The following is a 17,291-nucleotide window of genomic DNA, read 5'->3' on the forward strand; positions in this document are numbered from 1 at the left end:
GTCGTTTCGTCAATTTGACGCAAGCATTTGCCTCAGGCCGCCGTTTCCGTGGAAGAACCTATGAAAAGCGCAGAAATCCGTGAAGCCTTCCTTCGCTTCTTCGAAGAGCAGGGACATACCCGAGTTGCCTCCAGCTCCTTGATTCCGGGCAACGACCCGACCCTGCTGTTCACCAACGCGGGGATGAACCAGTTCAAGGATTGCTTCCTTGGCCAGGAAAAGCGCGCCTACACCCGCGCCACCAGCAGCCAGAAGTGCGTACGCGCCGGTGGCAAGAACAGCGACCTGGAAAATGTCGGCTACACCGCCCGTCACCACACCTTCTTCGAAATGCTGGGTAACTTCAGCTTCGGTGACTACTTCAAGCGCGATGCCATCACCTACGCCTGGACCTTCCTCACCGGCGTGCTGAAGCTGCCCAAGGAAAAGCTCTGGGTCACCGTCTACGCCAGCGATGATGAGGCCTACGACATCTGGACCAAGGAAATCGGCGTCCCGGTCGAGCGCATGGTGCGCATTGGCGACAACAAAGGCGCGCCTTACGCGTCCGACAACTTCTGGACCATGGGCGATACCGGCCCGTGCGGCCCTTGCACCGAGATCTTCTACGACCACGGCCCGGACATCTGGGGCGGCCCACCCGGCTCGCCGGAAGAAGACGGTGACCGTTACATCGAGATCTGGAACAACGTCTTCATGCAGTTCAACCGTACTGCCGATGGCGTACTGCACCCGCTGCCAGCGCCGTCGGTGGACACCGGCATGGGCCTGGAGCGCATCAGTGCGGTCATGCAGCACGTGCACTCGAACTACGAGATCGACCTGTTCCGCAACCTGCTCAACGCTGCCGCCGAGGCCATCGGCTGCAAGAACGAGGAGCAATCCTCGCTCAAGGTCGTGTCCGACCACATCCGCTCCTGCGGCTTCCTGATCGCCGACGGCGTGCTGCCTTCGAACGAAGGCCGTGGCTATGTGCTGCGCCGCATCATTCGTCGTGCCTGCCGTCACGGCAACAAGCTGGGTGCCACCGGCAGCTTCTTCTACAAGATCGTCGCGGCCCTGGTGGCCGAGATGGGCGAGGCCTTCCCGGAGCTCAAGCAACAGCAGGCCAACATCGAGCGCGTGCTCAAGGCTGAAGAAGAGCAGTTCGCCAAGACCCTGGAGCAGGGCCTGAAGATCCTCGAGCAGGACCTGGCCGAACTCAAGGGCACCGTGGTACCGGGCGACGTGGTGTTCAAACTCTACGACACCTACGGCTTCCCGATGGACCTGACCGCCGACATCGCCCGCGAGCGCGAGCTGACCATCGACGAGGCAGGCTTCGAGCGCGAAATGGAAGCGCAGCGTGAGCGCGCCCGTTCCGCCAGCGCCTTCGGCCTGGACTACAACACCCTGGTCAAGGTCGATGTGGCCACCGAGTTCACCGGTTACACCAGCACCGACGGTGAAGCCAGCATCGTTGCTATCTATAAGGACGGCAAAGTCGTCGAGCAACTGAGCGAAGGCGAGCAGGGCGTGGTCATCCTCGACCGCACGCCGTTCTATGCCGAGGCCGGTGGCCAGGTTGGCGACACCGGCTACCTGCAGGCCGGCAACGTGCGCTTCGACGTGCGCGACACCACCAAGACCGGTGGTGCCTACCTGCACCACGGCGTGGTTGCCAGCGGCAACCTGGTGGTCGGTGCCAAGGTGCAGACCCGGGTCGATGCCGATGTCCAGCACGCCACCTCGCTGAACCACTCCGCCACCCACCTGCTGCACGCAGCCCTACGCCAGGTGCTGGGCGATCACGTACAACAGAAAGGCTCGCTGGTCGACAGCCAGCGCCTGCGTTTCGACTTCAGCCACTTCGAGGCGGTCAAGCCGGAGCAGCTCAAGGCCCTGGAAGACATCGTCAACCGCGAAGTGCGCAAGAACTCCGAGGTGCAAACCGAAGAGACCGATATCGACACCGCCAAGCAGAAGGGCGCCATGGCGCTGTTCGGCGAGAAGTACGGCGACAGCGTCCGGGTACTGAGCATGGGCGGCGATTTCTCCGTCGAACTGTGCGGTGGTATCCACGCCAAGCGTACCGGTGATATCGGCCTGCTCAAGATCATCAGCGAAGGTGGCGTAGCCTCCGGCGTGCGCCGTATCGAGGCGGTCACCGGGGCTGCGGCACTGGCCTACCTGAATGCTGCCGAAGAGCAGCTCAAGGAAGCCGCGCAGCTGGTCAAGGGCAGTCGCGACAACCTGATCGACAAGCTGTCGGCTGTGCTGGAGCGCAACCGCCAGCTGGAAAAACAGCTGGAGCAACTGCAGGCCAAGGCGGCCAGCGCTGCGGGTGACGATCTGTCCAATGCGGCGGTCGAGGTCAAGGGCGTCAAGGTCCTGGCTGCACGCCTGGACGGCCAGGATGGCAAGGCGCTGCTGGCGCTGGTCGATCAGCTGAAGAACAAACTCGGCCGCGCAGTGATCCTGCTCGGCAGTGTCCATGAGGAAAAGGTCGTGCTGGTTGCCGGCGTGACCAAGGACCTGACTGGCCAACTCAAAGCCGGTGATTTGATGAAGCAAGCTGCTGCTGCCGTGGGCGGCAAAGGCGGCGGTCGTCCGGACATGGCGCAAGGTGGTGGCGTAGACACCGCCGCGCTGGACAACGCACTGGCCCTGACCGTTCCATTCGTGGAGCAGGGCGTTTAAGGCGCCGACCGGCCCGTCGTCTAGTGGCGGGCCACGGTGTCGTTTGAATGTTTATTGGGTGCCCTTCATGGGCTGAGGCGGCTTTGAAATGGCGTTGATCGTACAGAAATTTGGCGGCACTTCGGTCGGCACGGTCGAGCGAATCGAGCAGGTTGCCGACAAGGTCAAGAAATTCCGCGATGCCGGCGATGACCTGGTGGTTGTACTGTCGGCAATGAGCGGCGAAACCAATCGCCTGATCGACCTGGCCAAGCAGGTGAGCGATCAACCGGTTCCGCGTGAACTGGATGTGATCGTCTCCACCGGCGAGCAGGTGACCATTGCCTTGCTGGCCATGGCGCTGATCAAGCGCGGCGTTCCGGCGGTGTCCTACACCGGTAACCAGGTGCGCATCCTCACCGACAGCGCGCACAACAAGGCGCGCATCCTGCAGATCGATGATCAGCGGATCCGTGGCGACCTGAAGGCTGGCCGCGTGGTCGTGGTCGCAGGTTTCCAGGGTGTCGACGAGCACGGCAACATCACCACCCTCGGTCGCGGTGGCTCCGACACCACGGGCGTGGCCCTGGCGGCGGCGCTCAAGGCTGACGAGTGCCAGATCTACACCGACGTCGATGGTGTCTACACCACCGACCCGCGCGTGGTGTCCCAGGCGCAGCGCCTGGACAAGATCACCTTCGAAGAGATGCTGGAAATGGCCAGCCTCGGTTCCAAGGTCCTGCAGATCCGTGCCGTCGAGTTCGCCGGCAAGTACAACGTTCCGCTGCGCGTGCTGCACAGCTTCCAGGAGGGTCCGGGTACCCTCATTACTATTGATGAAGAGGAATCCATGGAACAGCCGATCATTTCCGGCATCGCCTTCAACCGCGATGAAGCCAAGCTGACCATTCGTGGCGTACCGGATACCCCGGGCGTTGCCTTCAAGATCCTCGGCCCGATCAGTGCCGCGAACATCGAAGTCGACATGATCGTGCAGAACGTTTCGCACGATAACACCACCGACTTCACCTTCACCGTGCACCGCAACGACTACGACAAGGCCCACAAGGTCCTGGACAAGACCGCCGAGGAGCTCAACGCTCGCGAAGTGGTGGGCGATACCAATATCGCCAAGGTCTCGATCGTCGGTGTCGGCATGCGTTCCCACGCAGGCGTGGCCAGCCGCATGTTCGAAGCCCTGGCCAAGGAGAGCATCAACATCCAGATGATCTCCACGTCCGAGATCAAGGTCTCCGTGGTCATCGAAGAGAAGTACCTGGAACTGGCAGTGCGCGCCCTGCACACCGCCTTCGAGCTGGACGCCCCGGCCCGCCAAGGCGAGTAAGGCGTTGTCTCAAGAGGGCGCGGCCATGCCGCGCCCTTCGTGTTTCTGGCGGGTGTGAGAAATCTGCCGTTTTGTGCGCGCTGGTCAATACTTAGGCGTAGGTCGGCAGCCCTTGCGGGTTGCGGGTCGAAGCCCTTTTTTTTGCAGACTGTTAATCCCTGAACTGAATTTCGTTAGGAGAAAGGTATGTTGATTCTGACTCGACGGTGCGCCGAGAGCCTGATCATAGGCGACGGCGAGATCACCGTGACCGTGCTCGGCGTCAAAGGAAACCAGGTGCGAATCGGGGTGAATGCCCCCAAGGAAGTCGCCGTCCACCGCGAGGAAATCTACCTGCGGATCAAGAAAGAGAAGGACGAAGAACCAACCCATTAATTTTTATCGATTTTTTTTCAAAAAAGAGTTTGCAAACGGGGAAGGGTCTGGTTATTATACGCCCCGTGTTGCGGAGAGGTGGCCGAGTGGCCGAAGGCGCTCCCCTGCTAAGGGAGTATACCTCACAAGGGTATCGGGGGTTCGAATCCCCCCTTCTCCGCCATTATTCATGTAGGACGCTGTAATCTGCCTGAATCGCCTAAGTCGTTGAAATTAAACGAAAAAAAGGTTGGCAAAAAGATTTAGCGGCCTATAATGCGCGGTAACAAATGCACTCATAGCTCAGCTGGATAGAGTACTCGGCTACGAACCGAGCGGTCGGAGGTTCGAATCCTCCTGAGTGCACCATACGACGAAGCAGTGTTCATATTGAAAATTGCTTCAGCAGTAACCAGAGGTGATCTGGTCCATCAAGCGCCAACCCTGCACTCATAGCTCAGCTGGATAGAGTACTCGGCTACGAACCGAGCGGTCGGAGGTTCGAATCCTCCTGAGTGCACCATACGACGAAGCAATGTTCATATCGAAGATTGTTTCAGCAGTAACCAGAGGTGACCTGGTCTATCAAGCGCCAACCTGCACTCATAGCTCAGCTGGATAGAGTACTCGGCTACGAACCGAGCGGTCGGAGGTTCGAATCCTCCTGAGTGCACCATACAACAGAAAGCCCGCCTACCAAGGCGGGCTTTTTGCTTTCTGGCGTCTACTGTTTTTCTCACGACCATGTGTTCTTTTGCCTACGGCCGCCGTCGCACTGATGGCTGCACACGTTGTCACAACTATGTCGCGCAAACGATTGTTCTAACCACGATTTTTTCAGCACCCTGACAGCTCAAGCGGTGTATGATTGCGCCCGTCAGCCCCGCCGGGGCTTGTGGAAAACCACCATGGACTTACCCAGTAGTTACTCAATAGCAAGTTTTGCCAATCAAGATCTGACTGATTGATTCTCCCGGCGTGCTCCGCTGCTGGGAGTGGAGTTCGCCTATGACCGAAATCGAAGTAAAAAAGGCTCAAGACAGCCTGCAGGATCGCCTGGCCCAGGTGGTCGAGTTGCTGCAGCGTCAACGCGTGGTAGAAGACCTGACGCACCGTCAGGAAGGTCATCACCATGACCTGGTAGAAAACCTCGTTCACCGCCAGAACCTGGTTGAGCTGCAGCGCAAGCTCGACGACCTGCACTCCGCCGACGTCGCCTACATTCTCGAAGCCTTGCCCCTGGACGATCGACTGACCGTCTGGCAACTGGTCAAGGCCGAGCGCGACGGCGACATCCTCCTGGAAGTATCCGACTCGGTTCGAGAAACCCTGATCGCCGACATGGACGATCACGAGCTGCTCGCCGCCGCCAAGGAAATGGACGCCGACGAACTTGCGGACCTGGCGCCCGAGCTGCCGCGTGACGTCGTCCACGAGCTGATGGAAAGCCTCGATGCCCAGCAGCGCGAGCGTGTACGTTCGGCCCTGAGCTATGACGAGGAGCAGGTCGGCGCGCTGATGGACTTCGAGATGGTCACCATCCGTGAAGACGTCAGCCTGGAAGTGGTCCTGCGTTACCTGCGCCGGCTCAAGGAGCTGCCAGGGCACACCGACAAACTCTTCGTGGTCGACTACGACGGCATGCTCAAGGGCGTCTTGCCGATCAAGCGCCTGCTGGTCAATGACCCGGAGAAGAAAGTCGCCGAGGTCATGGCCGCCGACCCGGTCACCTTCCACCCGGACGAAGATGCCTATGACGCCGCCCAGGCGTTCGAGCGTTACGACCTGATCTCCGCCCCGGTGGTGGACAAGAGCAATCACCTGGTCGGCCGTCTGACCATCGACGAGATGGTCGACCTGATTCGTGAAGAGAGCGAGAGCGAAGTGCTGAGCATGGCCGGTCTGCGCGAGGAAGAAGACATCTTCGCCTCGGTCTGGCGTTCGCTGCGCAACCGCTGGGCGTGGCTGGCGATCAACCTGATCACCGCCTTCGTCGCCTCGCGGGTGATCGGCCTGTTCGAAGGCTCGATCGAGAAGCTGGTGGCCCTGGCGGCGCTGATGCCGATCGTGGCCGGCATTGGTGGCAACTCCGGTAACCAGACCATCACCATGATCGTCCGCGCCATGGCCCTGGACCAGGTGAGCCCTGGCAACACCACGCGCCTGATGCGCAAGGAACTGGCAGTGGGCCTGATCAACGGCCTGATCTGGGGTGGGGTGATCGGCCTGGTGGCCTACCTGCTGTACGACAGCTGGTCGCTTGGGGTGGTAATGACCGGCGCCATGACCCTCAACCTGCTGCTGGCTGCATTGATGGGGGTGCTGATCCCCATGACCCTGGTGCGCCTGGGGCGAGATCCGGCCATGGGTTCCAGCGTGATGATCACGGCGGTCACCGACAGCGGCGGGTTCTTCATCTTCCTTGGGCTTGCGACCATCTTCCTCTTGTAGGGGGCAGAAAATTCGCAGCAACAAAAAAGCCAGCTTACGCTGGCTTTTTCAATTGCGGTTCGGACTCAGGATGCGTCAGCGGCCATCTCGACGTCGTGGGCAATCAGGGCCACCAGGGCGTTTTGCTGGCGGTGGGAAAGCTGGCGGAAGCGTTGCAGCAATTCGCGCTCGTGCAGCGACAGCTCCGGGCTGTCCAGGCGCATGCTCAGCTCATCACCCAGGGCTCCTTCCTGGATCAGGCTCTGCTCCAGGCGGGCAATGATCTCCGAGTTCATGCTGCGATGGTGGTTGCGCGCTACCTCGGCAATGCGCTCACGCATTCCGTCGGGGAGGCGGACGACAAATTTGTCTGCGGTGCGGCTGGAGTAAATAGCCTGTTTCATTGGGCGCATATAATTGACCGGTTTTAGTTCAGGGGAAGCGGTTCTCGAAATTGGCCGCACGATGGAACTACGACCATCAGGGCGACAAAATGTTCAACCCGAATTGTGAATGAGGTGTGAATCATGCCTCATAATCGCCGGTTCCTTGGCGTCAATTCTGTGACAAATAGTGAGCCGGATAAAGGCGTATTGCCAGTACCAATTATCAGAAATGAGCACTGGTTTGAAAAGTTTTCATTTCCTCCACCTGGCGTCCCGTCGGAACCTGTTCACCGGCTACGCTCAATAGGCGCAAAAAAGCCGCGCAAAGCGTCTAAAATGCGCAGGGTTCCCACCTTTGAGAATAGTGGCTATGCAGCATGACGCAAGCGCGACGCAGCGTGCAGCAATGCCTGGGCGCCTGGTCTACCTGATGGGCCCGTCCGGTTCCGGCAAAGACTCGGTGATGGCAGCTGCCCGGACCACGCTTGAGCGCCACCATGTGCTCGTCGTCAGGCGAGTGATCACGCGTTCGGCTGAAGCCAAGGGTGAAGATGCCTTGAGCGTTTCGCCCGAACGTTTCGAGCAGCTGTGTGCAGAAGGTGCCTTCGCCCTGCATTGGCAGGCCAACGACCTGTCCTATGGCATCCCGGTTGAGATCGATGACGCGTTGCGGCAGGGGCGCACGGTGCTGGTCAATGGCTCTCGCGCCCACCTGGCCCAGGCCCGGCAACGCTATCCGGACCTGTTGGCCATCCTGTTGACGGTCGAGCCGCAGGTATTGCGCCAGCGCTTGCTGTCCCGGGGGCGGGAGCCATTGGAGGCTATCGAGCGCCGGCTGGCCCGTAGCCGGGAGTTGTCGCAGCAGGCCCCCGGCGTTCACCTGCTGGACAACTCGGCCCGACTCATTGATGCCGTCGAGCGATTGCTGACGTTGTTGCGCGAACAGGGGGCGCTTGGTACGACTGAGTCGCACCAGGCCAGCTGATTCATGCGTGTTGAATCAATGGATTGCCTGATTGTGTCGAGGGTCGCGCCCTGTATGCTGCAAGGGTGGGGCGGTGCCCGACTGCAGTGCGCACGATCCATGACGCACGCTCGGAAAAAACCACCGGCAAAAACCCCCATGGATGACATGACAAATGTCGACATGCTGGTTAACATGCACGCCGTCCCCGCCGTGTAACGCCCGTTACCGGCCCTCAGTGTCTCAGTAGCTCAATTGGATAGAGCATCCCCCTCCTAAGGGGAAGGTTGGCAGTTCGAACCTGCCCTGGGACACCATCTATTTCAAGCCTCTCAAGACTTTTCCCTGACCGATCGCTTTGGTCATGACCGACACAGATCGACCCAAGGCAGACGCTCGTCATGGATTAGCCGGGCTGGGCCGCCAGGCTATTGCTGATGTTGCGCCCCAGCACAAGCACCGTCATAAACCCACAGCCCACCAAGGCCGTGGCCAGACTCAACAGCACCGAGCTGCCCAGCTGGTCGACGATCCGCCCGCCGAAGAACGAGCCCAACGCAATGATCACTTGGAACAGGGCGACGAACAGCGGCATGCCGCGTTCGACATCCTTGGGCGCTACAACAAACATCCAGATGCTGGCGCAGGCCGGGAAGGCGCCGAACGCGAAGCCCCAAAGCGCGATCAGCATCGCAGCGCCGGTCATGCCGGTGGCGAAGGAGGGGAATAGCGCAGTGCTGATGCCGATCATGAGGGCGACAAGCAACAGCGTGTGACGCACGCTTCGGTTCGCGGCGAAGCCGGCGAAAATATTCCCGATGACCCCGGACACGCCATAGAGCAGCAGTAGTGAGCCAATCGTCGCACCATCGAAACCGGCACTTTGTTTGAAGAAAGGGGCGACATAGGTGTACGCAGCAAAGTGCGCCAGGCCAATCAGCAAGACGGCGATCAAGCCGACCCGGGCCTGTGGATTGATGAACAGTGCCGGCAGGTCACTGATGCTGATGGCCTTGTCCGGGTTGAGCCGCGGTAGCAGGAGAATCTGCGCGAGCAGCACGGGTACGCCCAGCAGCGCGGTTACCAGGAAGGTCATGCGCCAGCCCAGCAGGCCGCTCAGCCAGGTGCCTACAGGTACGCCTAGCACGGTGGCCAAGGTCACACCGACCATGATGATCGATGTGGCCTGGGCTACGCCCACACCCTTGGGCGCCAGGCGGCCACTCAGCGCAATGGCGGTAGCCCAGAAGCCGCCGATACTGATGCCCAGCAGTATGCGGCCGAACAGCAGCAGACTGAAGTCGCTGGCGTAGGCCACGACCAGGTTGGCGATGATCATGATCAGCGTCAGGACGATCAGCAGGTAACGACGATCCAGGGCGCCAATACCCACCGACAGCAAGGGGGCGGCGAGGGCGGCCATGATGCCGGGCAAGGTGACCATCAGGCCGGCGTGACCTGCACTGATGCCGAGGTCGCCGGCGACATCATTGAGTACGCCCACCGGGAGAAATTCGCTGGTCACCAGGGCGAAGGCACCCACGGCGACGGAGAGAATCGCCAGCCACTGCTGCTTGACGCTTTGTTCACTATGTTTCGGGGGGGTGTGAAGGGCCTGACTGGCGCTTGGCATGGTGTTGGTTCCAAGAGGGATGACGCCTGAAACAGGCGGGGACGCGGGGGCGAAATCGGGAGTGATTATAAAAGTCGGTTTTGGCAGCCAGGCAGGCGGTCGTTTCGATAGTAATCATCACCGAGATCGATAAGACGGCCCAGGCAGCAATCTGACCACTGGCGCCCAGGATCAATCCGTTGGTCATTGGGATGACGCCTTGTATACGCAGAAACTGCGTCACTGACGCACGCGTACATTCAAGTTGGAACATCGGTGCAGGTTGAGGTGCCTGCTGCTCACCTCAACGTGTCACCTTATATCGCAGCCGTTGTCAGAGGCTTTCCTGGTAGAAGGGAATCAACTTGGCCAGTGCCTGGCCCACCGGTTCGGGCTTGTCGTACAGGTCGTAGTGCGACCAGCCCTCGATGACCACCAACTCCTTTTTCTTGGACGCGGCACGACCGATGATTTCGCAGCCATCGCGGTAGGCACCGAACGCCCCCACCTGGTCACCCACCACCACCATCAGCGGTTGAGTCAGGAGGGTTTCGCACAGGTGGAAGGCATCCCAGCCGATGGCCACAGCCTGGTGCGAGTACAGCGCACGATTCAGACCATTGGGCGCGCGACCGCGATCAGAGCGGTAGTATTCGGTGGCACCAAGCACGTCAACTTCCTTGATGCCCGCTTCGTGGGCGGCTTCGGGCGACGGGGGCAGCAGGTCATCGACACGCAGGGCTTCGCCGCGAGCCTCTGCCGTGCGCTGCTTGGCCATGGCCTCCAGCGCGCCGATAGGGTCGAAGCCGCTGAAGCCCTCACGCATCAGGCGGCCATAGTTGGCGCCCGTGATCGTGCCCACGGCCTTGATGCGGCGCTCGGTCATTGCTGCGTTGATGGCGTAGCCGCCACCGCCGCAAATGCCCAGCACGCCGATGCGCTCTTCATCCACATAGGGCTGTGTGACCAGAAAATCGCAGACTACGCGAAAGTCCTCGACGCGAAGCGTGGGATCTTCGGTAAAGCGCGGCTCACCGCCGCTGGCACCCTGAAAGCTGGCGTCGAAGGCGATAACGACAAAGCCTGCTTTGGCCAAGGCTTGGCCGTAGACGTTGCCCGAGGTTTGTTCCTTGCAACTGCCGATTGGGTGAGCGCTGATGATGGCCGGGTACTTCTTCCTTTCGTCGAAGTCCGGTGGGAAGTACAGGTCTGCGGCGATGTCCCAGTAGGTGTGCTTGATGTTGATGCTTTTCATGGCGCGCTCCGTTAGAGGGTTGGAATCGATGGCCGCAGCATGTGGGATGACAGGTTGCCTAGCCGACAAGTGAACTGTAGGCCCAGGATTGGTTTTGTCATAGGCATCAATCAGGACTACAGTTGTATTTAAAAATTTACAATTAGGTGCGCATGGATCCTTCGCTCTTACCGTCCCTCGCCTGGTTTGCCCACGTCGCCCACCATGGCAGCTTTACCAAAGCCGCAGCTGAGATGGGGGTGTCACGTGCCAATCTTTCTCAAAACGTAAAGGCGCTGGAGCGCCGTCTGAACGTCAAGCTGCTGTACCGCACCACGCGAGATATGTCGCTGACTGAAGCAGGGCAGCGGCTCTACGATGTGTGGTATCCCGCGCTGGTTTCCGTGGAGCGAGCCGTGCGTGACATGCATGACACGCGTAATGATCCCGCCGGAGTGGTTCGCATAAACACCTCCCGCGTTGCAGCCAAGACCTTGATCGAGCCGCATATAGAGGAGTTCTGTACGCGCTATCCTCGGCTTCATCTGGAGCTGGTCACGAATGATGCGCTGGCTAATATCGTGGCCGAGGGTTGTGATGCGGGCATTCGCGTGGGCGAGAGCTTGGCCGAGCATATGGTGGCGGTGCCCATCACACCGCCCTTGTCGATGGCGGTGGTGGGGACACCGGCCTATTTCAAACGCCATGGGCAGCCGGTTACACCTGCTGACCTCGGGCAACACCACTGCCTGCGGTTCCGCATGCCAGGCGGCGCGATTCTGCCCTGGGAGTTCGCGTCGCCAGAGGATGGGCATGTCTTCACCGTGGAGCCCAGCGGGGGCCTCACCACCAACGACGATGACAGCATGATTCGCTGCGCTTTGCAGAACGTCGGGCTGGTGCAGCACATCGATATCGCTGTGCGAGCGCAACTGGAATCAGGCGCACTGGTCAGAGTATTGGAGCCTTGGTGCAAGCCCTTCGCAGGTTTCTACATCTATGCGCCGACGCGTGCTCAGATGCCTGCCAAGGTACGGGCGCTGATCGATTTTCTGGTGGAAAAACGTGAGGTGATGTTCACCCTGAATGGGTAGGCAGGCCACAGGAAAGGGTAAGGTTGAGCAGTTCGAACCGGCCCCAGGACACCATTTCCCCATCCGTCATCCAGACGGCTCATGCTGTCGTTGAATTAGCAGACATCCGGTCGCCTGCAAAACCTTGACGCTTTCCTGGCGGTGTCTTTAATTCACTATAGAAAGCCCTGAATAGTAACCAGTTTTCCCGAGTCGCAGTCCGGGTGGTATCCCCGTGCGTGTGCACTTGTTCTCGGGAGAGCTGCCATGCCAAACAGTGCTGATGTGTTGTGGTTCAAGACGCAATTCCAGGCATCGATCGAACCTCGGCTCGTAGGTTTGCCGTTCACCGTTGATTTCATCACTGCCATTGCCTGCCAGGAAACCGGGCATGTCTGGTCGGTCCTTCGCTCCAAGCGGATGACAACCAAGCAGGTCCTGGCCCTGTGCGTGGGCGATACGCTGGACGCTGACAAAGGCCGCTCGGCATTCCCAAAGACCAAGTCCGACCTGCTGGCGGTGCCTGGAGGTGCACAGATGTTCGATCTGGCCCACCAGGCTCTGGTCGACATGGCCGTGCACATTCCCGGGTTCGCGGCGGTAGCCAAGAAGCCGAACAAGTTCTGCCATGGCTTCGGTCTGTTCCAACGCGATTTGCAGTTCTTCAAGACCGATCCGGATTACTTCCTGCAAAGGCGCTATGAGCACTTCGATGACACCTTGGACATGTGCCTGGGCGAGCTCAAGCGTGGCCTGAAGAAGCTGGGGTTTCAGGGGCGCTCGGAGCTGACGACCCTTGAGCTGTGTGCTGTTGCCATCGCCTACAACACAGGCGGCTTCAACCCGAAGAAAGGTCTGCAGCAGGGCCATTTCGACGGCAAGCAGTTCTACGGCCAGAAGATCTTCGACTTCATCCAGCTTGCCCAGACGGTGGCCTTGCCGGGCAATGCGCCGCAGCTTGCAGCACCAGCCATGGGGCTTGCCATGATGCCGGCGCCAAGCCCGGTGGTGGCGCTTGGTGACTTCTTCAGGGTGGACACTCGTGAGGGCATGCTTCGGGTGCGAAGCGAACCGAAGATCAGCGATCCGGAACAGGCGAATGTCATCGGTCACTTGCCCGATGGGCACCCGGTGCGGGCGGTCACGAAAAAAGCCGAGGGCGGTTTCCGCGAAGTGGAAACCTCCCTGGCCGGTGCGCTGTTGCATGGTTTCGTGTCGCAGAAGTTTCTGGTGGCGGCGTCCGATGTCGCCGACATTCCGGTTGTCGCGCCCGCCGATTCGCTGCCGGGCAGTGGCGTGGTGGCCGTGTCGATGCCGAGAAAGCCCGGCCGGATAACCCGGCGCACGGATCCGGCCGGTGCGCATTCGCTGAACGAGTCGGGCCAGCCGACGCGACAAGGTGCCTCGCCGGACGAGCTGCGTGTGGAGCTTGCGGCCATTATCAAATGGCTGGCGGTGGATAACCCGGCGCACAAACGTTATCAACCGCGCGACGGCCTGACGTTCTGCAACATCTATTGTCACGACTATTGCCACCTGGCCGGTGCTTACCTGCCACGGGTGTGGTGGACGTCCAAGGCTGCCATAGCGCTGGCCAAGGGGCAGACGGTCGAGCCCCTGATCGGCGAAACGATCTTCGAGGTGCGCGCCAATGACCTGTTCCGCTGGTTGCGTGAGTTCGGGCCTGATTTCGGATGGCGCCAGACCGGGACCTTGAGCAAGCTTCAGCAAGCCGCCAACCAGGGCGGTATCGGCTTGATCGTGGCGCGGCGCAAGGAAGACGGCAAGTCCGGGCATATTGTCGCGGTGGTTCCCGAAACACCCGAGTTCAGCGCCAGGCGCGATGCGGCGGGCGAAGTGACGTCACCCCTGCAGAGCCAGGCGGGCGCCAGCAACTTTCGCTATGGCAACGGCAAGCCCAACTGGTGGAACGGCGAGCAGTTTGCCGAAAGTGCGTTCTGGGTGCATGCCTGAAACCCTTGAGGCTGCCAGGCAGCCTCAGGTTTTACCGGGGCATGGGGGGATCAGGCCGGCAGGGCGTCTTTGTGCCGGTCTTCAGTCGTGGTTCGTGCGGCCCCTTCTACCGCTGCCAGGGGCGCTGGCGAGGACTGCATCTGCGTGTTGAGCGCAGCGAGCGATTCCATTTCGGTTTGCTGCTTCATCTGCTCGGCGATCTTCAGCTCGATCTTTTCCTGTTCTTCAGGTGGCAGGTTCTCGAACTCTTCCACGCTCATGCCCAGTTCGGCGAGCAGCTTGGCCTTGATCTTCTCGGCAGGCGACAGCGCCATGTAGTCGCGAAACTCCTGGGCAGCGCCTGAACCGGCAACCGACGATTTACCGACAGCAGTCGTTTCGCCCAGGGCATGGTCCGGGTTCTGCAGCAGCACCTTGAGCTTGGCGAAGGCTTCTTCGCGAGCGTCATCGGCATTCTGCTGGGCGGTGTTGCCGCGGCTCTGCTGCTGTGCGGCCGCGCCACTGGTGGCGGTCAGTGGGTGAAACTGCGTTTGCTGCTCGGCGCTCGCTTCGGCGATACCGCGCAGGGGATAGTTGGCCAACTGTTGCCAGCCAGCGCCATTGATAATGTTCACTGGATCTCGCTCCTTGATGGGCTGCAGGATTGCGAGGGTGCGAGGGGCAAAAGCTATGCCAGCTGGCCAATGGCTACGCAGGCTCTAGTATGTAAAGGGTTGCGGGGCTGTGCGGCATTCATCGCCCCGGAACCTTGTTGCCGAGCAGGGGAAAACCTTTGCCGTCGGCGGCAAGCCATTCATCCGCACGGACAAGGAGAGCGTCCATGAGTGCGATTTCGAAGGTTCCATTCCTCACCCTCGAGCACGACCAGTTGCAGACCTTGCTCGATCTGATCAGCGACGGTATCTGGGACTGGAATGCCAACACCGGCTACGTCTACCGCAACCCTGGCTGGTACCGGATGCTCGGGTATGCCAGCCACTCCCTGGACAACTCGGTGCTCACCTGGGAAAACATCATTCACCCGGAGGACTACCCGCGGGTGATGGCGCATTTCGAGGCCTATATCCATTCGCAGTCCGACCAGTATCGGGTGGAATACCGCTGCCGCTGCCAGGATGGCAGTTACCTGTGGATCGAAGACCGCGGCCACATCCTCGCGCGCAATCCGGATGGCACGGTCGCGCGCATGCTCGGTGCCCATCGCAACATCGATGCCAGCAAGCGCCTGGTGGATCAATTGACGCAGCAGAAGCGGTCGTTGGAATCGCTGGTGGGCGAACGTACCTGCGAATTGTCCTGGGTCAATCAGCAACTGCAGCGCCAGCTCGACGAGAATCGCGACCTGGCCGAGCGCGATGCCCTGACCCAAGTCGCCAACCGCTATCGCCTGGAAAAGGTACTGCAACTGGAGTGCGAGCGTGCGCAACGTTTTCGTCACGCGCTGGCGTTGCTGGTCATGGATGTCGATGACTTCAAGCCGATCAATGAACGCTACGGTCATGCCCGTGGCGATGCGGCCTTGGTCGAGGTAGCGCAGCGGATCAAGGGTTGCCTGTCCGAGGCGCACCTGCTGGCGCGTTGGGGGGGAGACGAGTTCGTCGTGGTCATGCCCCACGAGCAGCTGACCCGGGCGCGCGCCCTGGCCGAGCGGATTATCCAGGCGCTGGAACAGGCATCACCGGTCGGCGACAGCCGATTGACCTTGAGTTTCGGGTTGGTGCAATGGCAGGACGGGGAAGGGCAGGCAGCATTGCTGAGCCGGGCTGAGCAGGCGTTGTACCGGGCCAAGCAGGCCGGCAAGGCGGTGATCAGCGAGTAAAAAGGACCCGCTGCGCAGTGCAGCGGGTCAAATCGGCCTTGGCCGCTTCAGTGTCTACAGGTGCAGGGCATGGCCCAGGGCGCGCAGTGCCGCTTCCTGGACCGCCTCGCCGAGGGTCGGGTGCGCGTGGATGGTGCCGGCCACATCTTCCAGGCGCGCACCCATTTCCAGGGATTGGGCGAACGCCGTCGACAGCTCCGAAACACCGACGCCAACCGCTTGCCAACCGAGGATCAGGTGGTTGTCGCGACGGGCGACCACGCGCACGAATCCGCTTTTCGATTCCAGGGTCATGGCCCGGCCGTTGGCGGCGAAGGGGAACTGCGAGACGATGCAGTCCAGGCCTTGCTCGGCGACGTTCTCCGGGGTCTTGCCGACCACCACCAGTTCCGGATCGGTGAAGCACACCGCAGCGATGGCATTGGGTTCGAAACGGCGGGTCTTGCCGGCGATGATTTCCGCAACCATCTCACCCTGGGCCATGGCCCGGTGGGCGAGCATCGGTTCACCGCTGAGGTCACCAATGGCCCAGACGTTGCGCATGCTGGTCTGGCAACGCTCGTCGATGGCCACGACCGAACCGTTCATCTTCAAGGCCAGGCTTTCCAGGTTGAAGCCCTGGGTGCGTGGCTTGCGTCCGACCGCCACCAGCACCTGGTCGGTGTCCAGTTGCAGCAGTTCGCCGTTCGGGTCACGCACCTGCAGGCGCTGGCTGGCGGCATCGAAGCCTTCGACGCTGTGCTTGAGGTACAGTGTGATCCCAAGCTTCTTGATCGACTCGGCCACCGGTGCGGTCAGTTCGCTGTCATAGGTCGGCAGGATGCGCTCGCGCGCTTCGACCACACTGACCTCGACGCCGAGCTTGCGGTAGGCAATGCCCAGCTCCAGGCCGATGTAGCCGCCGCCTACCACCGTCAGGTGCTTGGGCAGGCTTTTCGGCGCCAGGGCCTCGGTGGAGGAAATCACCGCGCCGCCCAGCGGCAGCATCGGCAATTCGACGCTGCTGGAGCCGGTGGCCAGCAGCAGGTGTTCACACTGGATGCGCTGGCCGTCGACTTCGACGTTCTTGCCGTCGAGGATCTTCGCCCAGCCATGGATCACCTTGACCCCGTGCTTTTTCAGCAGGGCGGCGACGCCACTGGTCAGGCGATCGACGATGCCGTCCTTCCAGGCCACGCTCTGGCCGATGTCCAGGGTCGGTGGCGAAACCTTGATGCCCAGGCTCGACTGCTGGCTGTGCTGCTGGGTCTGGTGGAACTGCTCGGCCACGTGGATCAGTGCCTTGGACGGAATGCAGCCGATGTTCAGGCAGGTGCCGCCCAGGGCCTGGCCTTCGACCAGCACGGTGGGAATGCCCAGCTGGCCGGCGCGAATGGCCGCGACATAGCCGCCAGGACCGCCACCGATGATCAGCAGGGTGGTGTTTTGGGTCTGTTGCATGG

Annotated in this window: 13 protein-coding genes and 5 tRNA genes; 13 read left to right on the forward strand and 5 right to left on the reverse strand. The window is 60.9% G+C overall.

Going from position 1 to position 17,291, the window contains the following annotated elements; all coding sequences use genetic code 11:
* The first annotated feature begins 60 nt into the window (after positions 1-60).
* From alaS to mgtE, 8 genes are all read left to right on the forward strand, one after another.
* A complete protein-coding gene (alaS, locus tag ACIQUS_RS16550) occupies positions 61-2,679 on the forward strand; it encodes an alanine--tRNA ligase (protein ID WP_403048443.1) in 2,619 nt (872 codons plus the stop codon).
* 88 nt (positions 2,680-2,767) lie between these two features.
* Positions 2,768-4,003, forward strand: coding sequence for an aspartate kinase (locus ACIQUS_RS16555; RefSeq protein ID WP_403048445.1), 1,236 nt, complete (start codon positions 2,768-2,770; stop codon positions 4,001-4,003).
* A gap of 186 nt (positions 4,004-4,189) precedes the next feature.
* Complete coding sequence (gene csrA / locus ACIQUS_RS16560; protein ID WP_010226667.1) at positions 4,190-4,378, forward strand: carbon storage regulator CsrA; 189 nt, start codon at positions 4,190-4,192, stop codon at positions 4,376-4,378.
* Positions 4,379-4,450: 72 nt separating this feature from the next.
* Positions 4,451-4,541 (forward strand) — tRNA-Ser (locus ACIQUS_RS16565).
* Between the two features lie 108 nt (positions 4,542-4,649).
* A tRNA-Arg gene (locus tag ACIQUS_RS16570) sits at positions 4,650-4,726 on the forward strand.
* 77 nt (positions 4,727-4,803) lie between these two features.
* A tRNA-Arg gene (locus tag ACIQUS_RS16575) sits at positions 4,804-4,880 on the forward strand.
* Positions 4,881-4,956: 76 nt separating this feature from the next.
* A tRNA-Arg gene (locus ACIQUS_RS16580) sits at positions 4,957-5,033 on the forward strand.
* Positions 5,034-5,365: 332 nt separating this feature from the next.
* A complete protein-coding gene (gene mgtE / locus ACIQUS_RS16585) occupies positions 5,366-6,808 on the forward strand; it encodes a magnesium transporter (protein ID WP_403048447.1) in 1,443 nt (480 codons plus the stop codon).
* A 65-nt stretch (positions 6,809-6,873) separates the two neighbouring features.
* On the opposite strand, the gene ACIQUS_RS16590 is transcribed toward mgtE, so the two are convergent.
* Positions 6,874-7,200: an Arc family DNA-binding protein gene (locus ACIQUS_RS16590; RefSeq protein WP_003254499.1), complete on the reverse strand. Its 327-nt coding sequence runs from the start codon at positions 7,198-7,200 to the stop codon at positions 6,874-6,876.
* Positions 7,201-7,579: 379 nt separating this feature from the next.
* On the opposite strand from ACIQUS_RS16590, the gene phnN reads away from it, so the two are divergent.
* Both phnN and ACIQUS_RS16600 read left to right on the forward strand, forming a co-directional pair.
* Complete coding sequence (phnN, locus tag ACIQUS_RS16595; RefSeq protein ID WP_403048449.1) at positions 7,580-8,158, forward strand: phosphonate metabolism protein/1,5-bisphosphokinase (PRPP-forming) PhnN; 579 nt, start codon at positions 7,580-7,582, stop codon at positions 8,156-8,158.
* 219 nt (positions 8,159-8,377) lie between these two features.
* Positions 8,378-8,454 (forward strand) — tRNA-Arg (locus tag ACIQUS_RS16600).
* Between the two features lie 89 nt (positions 8,455-8,543).
* Here the strand turns inward: ACIQUS_RS16600 and ACIQUS_RS16605 are convergent.
* Both ACIQUS_RS16605 and ACIQUS_RS16610 read right to left on the reverse strand, forming a co-directional pair.
* Positions 8,544-9,770, reverse strand: a complete 1,227-nt coding sequence (locus ACIQUS_RS16605; RefSeq protein WP_403048451.1) for an MFS transporter — start codon at positions 9,768-9,770, stop codon at positions 8,544-8,546.
* Between the two features lie 313 nt (positions 9,771-10,083).
* Positions 10,084-11,004, reverse strand: coding sequence for an alpha/beta hydrolase (locus ACIQUS_RS16610; RefSeq protein ID WP_403048453.1), 921 nt, complete (start codon positions 11,002-11,004; stop codon positions 10,084-10,086).
* Positions 11,005-11,156: 152 nt separating this feature from the next.
* Here ACIQUS_RS16610 and ACIQUS_RS16615 point away from each other — a divergent pair, with 152 nt between their 5' ends.
* Entirely contained in the window at positions 11,157-12,077 is a 921-nt protein-coding gene (locus ACIQUS_RS16615; RefSeq protein ID WP_403048455.1) for a LysR substrate-binding domain-containing protein, read from the forward strand.
* Between the two features lie 246 nt (positions 12,078-12,323).
* On the forward strand, positions 12,324-14,030 hold the full coding sequence (locus ACIQUS_RS16620; RefSeq protein ID WP_403048457.1) for a hypothetical protein: 1,707 nt from the start codon (positions 12,324-12,326) through the stop codon (positions 14,028-14,030).
* A 50-nt stretch (positions 14,031-14,080) separates the two neighbouring features.
* Here ACIQUS_RS16620 and ACIQUS_RS16625 read toward each other — a convergent pair whose 3' ends face one another.
* On the reverse strand, positions 14,081-14,644 hold the full coding sequence (locus tag ACIQUS_RS16625) for a hypothetical protein (protein ID WP_403048459.1): 564 nt from the start codon (positions 14,642-14,644) through the stop codon (positions 14,081-14,083).
* Positions 14,645-14,850: 206 nt separating this feature from the next.
* On the opposite strand from ACIQUS_RS16625, the gene ACIQUS_RS16630 reads away from it, so the two are divergent.
* The gene (locus tag ACIQUS_RS16630) at positions 14,851-15,849 is read left to right on the forward strand and encodes a diguanylate cyclase domain-containing protein (RefSeq protein ID WP_403048461.1); all 999 of its coding nucleotides are present in this window, start codon (positions 14,851-14,853) and stop codon (positions 15,847-15,849) included.
* A gap of 54 nt (positions 15,850-15,903) precedes the next feature.
* Here the strand turns inward: ACIQUS_RS16630 and lpdA are convergent, their stop codons facing one another.
* Positions 15,904-17,289, reverse strand: a complete 1,386-nt coding sequence (gene lpdA, locus ACIQUS_RS16635) for a dihydrolipoyl dehydrogenase (RefSeq protein WP_403048463.1) — start codon at positions 17,287-17,289, stop codon at positions 15,904-15,906.
* Positions 17,290-17,291 lie beyond the last annotated feature (2 nt).

The sequence above is a fragment of the Pseudomonas sp. NPDC090755 genome, assembly GCF_044769005.1.
GTDB lineage: Bacteria > Pseudomonadota > Gammaproteobacteria > Pseudomonadales > Pseudomonadaceae > Aquipseudomonas.

Bases quoted from the DNA above. Each gene is read 5' to 3' on its own strand.
- ACIQUS_RS16620 (WP_403048457.1), top strand. From the start codon at position 12,324: ATGCCAAACAGTGCTGATGTGTTGTGGTTCAAGACGCAATTCCAGGCA.
- ACIQUS_RS16590 (WP_003254499.1), bottom strand. From the start codon at position 7,200: ATGCGCCCAATGAAACAGGCTATTTACTCCAGCCGCACCGCAGACAAA.
- alaS (WP_403048443.1), top strand. From the start codon at position 61: ATGAAAAGCGCAGAAATCCGTGAAGCCTTCCTTCGCTTCTTCGAAGAG.
- lpdA (WP_403048463.1), bottom strand. From the start codon at position 17,289: ATGCAACAGACCCAAAACACCACCCTGCTGATCATCGGTGGCGGTCCT.
- phnN (WP_403048449.1), top strand. From the start codon at position 7,580: ATGCCTGGGCGCCTGGTCTACCTGATGGGCCCGTCCGGTTCCGGCAAA.
- ACIQUS_RS16615 (WP_403048455.1), top strand. From the start codon at position 11,157: ATGGATCCTTCGCTCTTACCGTCCCTCGCCTGGTTTGCCCACGTCGCC.
- ACIQUS_RS16630 (WP_403048461.1), top strand. From the start codon at position 14,851: ATGAGTGCGATTTCGAAGGTTCCATTCCTCACCCTCGAGCACGACCAG.
- ACIQUS_RS16555 (WP_403048445.1), top strand. From the start codon at position 2,768: ATGGCGTTGATCGTACAGAAATTTGGCGGCACTTCGGTCGGCACGGTC.
- csrA (WP_010226667.1), top strand. From the start codon at position 4,190: ATGTTGATTCTGACTCGACGGTGCGCCGAGAGCCTGATCATAGGCGAC.
- ACIQUS_RS16605 (WP_403048451.1), bottom strand. From the start codon at position 9,770: ATGCCAAGCGCCAGTCAGGCCCTTCACACCCCCCCGAAACATAGTGAA.
- mgtE (WP_403048447.1), top strand. From the start codon at position 5,366: ATGACCGAAATCGAAGTAAAAAAGGCTCAAGACAGCCTGCAGGATCGC.
- ACIQUS_RS16610 (WP_403048453.1), bottom strand. From the start codon at position 11,004: ATGAAAAGCATCAACATCAAGCACACCTACTGGGACATCGCCGCAGAC.